The following is a 1,187-nucleotide window of genomic DNA, read 5'->3' on the forward strand; positions in this document are numbered from 1 at the left end:
CGCATTGCTCAGCAAGGTGCCCAAGGCATTCGTGAGGGCGAGCGCAGTGGCCGCCCGGCAACCATCACCCACGAAGCGCGACTACAGTTGATCGCGCTGGCGTGTGAAACGCAGGAACCCGAGGGGCGGGTCACACCTACGCTCGACGAGATTGTGGCGCGCGCCGTGGAGCGCGGCGTCGTCGGGCAAATCAGCCGCAGCCAGGTACAGCGCATTCTGCAGGCCGGCGACGTGCGTCCGCACCGGGTCCAGCAATGGCTACACAGCCCCGATCCGGCCTTTCGCGAGAAGGTCAACGGGATTTGCAAGCTGTATCGCAAGGCGCCTCGCAACGCAGTGGTGCTCAGTATCGACGAGAAGACTGGCATTCAAGCCATCGAGCGCAAGCTACCCGGGACGCGCGCCCGCGCCGGGGCGATTGCGTCGGCGTGAGTTTGAATATATTCGTCACGGTACCCAGGCGTTGATTGCCGCGCTGGATGTGCATACCGGACAGGTGCTGGCAGAATGCCGCGAGCGGCGCACCCAGGACGATTTGGTGGCCTTCATGGAGCGCGTGGCAAGCGCGTACGCAGACAAGCAGGTGCACGTGGCGTGGGACAACCTCAACACGCATCGCGCCGAAGCCGTCTGGCAGGCGTTCAACGCGCGGCACGACGGGCGGTTTCACTTCCACTTCACGCCGTTGCACGCCAGTTGGGTCAATCAGATCGAACTCTGGTTTGCCCGCTACACGCGCCGGGTGCTGCGCAATGCAAGTCACACCAGCACCACGCACCTGCGCGAGCGCACCGACCAGTTTGTCCGCGCACACAATCAGGTAGCACGCCCGTTCAAATGGAGTTTCCGGGGCTATCCACTGCAAACCGGCGCATCGTAATCGAGGATCGACATGCCAGCTTTACCCGCCAAACACTACGCTGCCGAATTGCAGCGGCAACTACGCACCCTGCTCGGCCATGAGCAGATCATCACGCAAGCCTACGGGCGCCATCTGCTGATCAAACGTCTGGACGACGAAGAGCCGAGCGTGGTGGCTCGGCTGACCGAGCTCGGCCGCCAACGCTATGGCGCCGCCTTTCGTACCCACAGTGGGCGTTGGGAGCCACTGCCTGGCACCGGCACACTCGACGAGATGGCCCAGTTGATCGTCACGCTCCTGGAGCCGTATTTACAACCCGATAATT

The 1,187-nt window shown here is 63.1% G+C and carries 1 protein-coding gene and 1 pseudogene; both read left to right on the forward strand.

Annotated elements, in window-relative coordinates:
• Positions 1-880, forward strand: a pseudogene (locus J8I82_RS37700) (IS630 family transposase); the annotation flags it as partial.
• Between the two features lie 12 nt (positions 881-892).
• Positions 893-1,187: hypothetical protein (locus J8I82_RS37705; RefSeq protein WP_209765707.1), on the forward strand; the 295-nt coding region annotated here is incomplete at its 3' end.

This window comes from Cupriavidus consociatus (genome assembly GCF_017814975.1).
Taxonomy (GTDB): Bacteria; Pseudomonadota; Gammaproteobacteria; order Burkholderiales; family Burkholderiaceae; genus Cupriavidus; species Cupriavidus consociatus.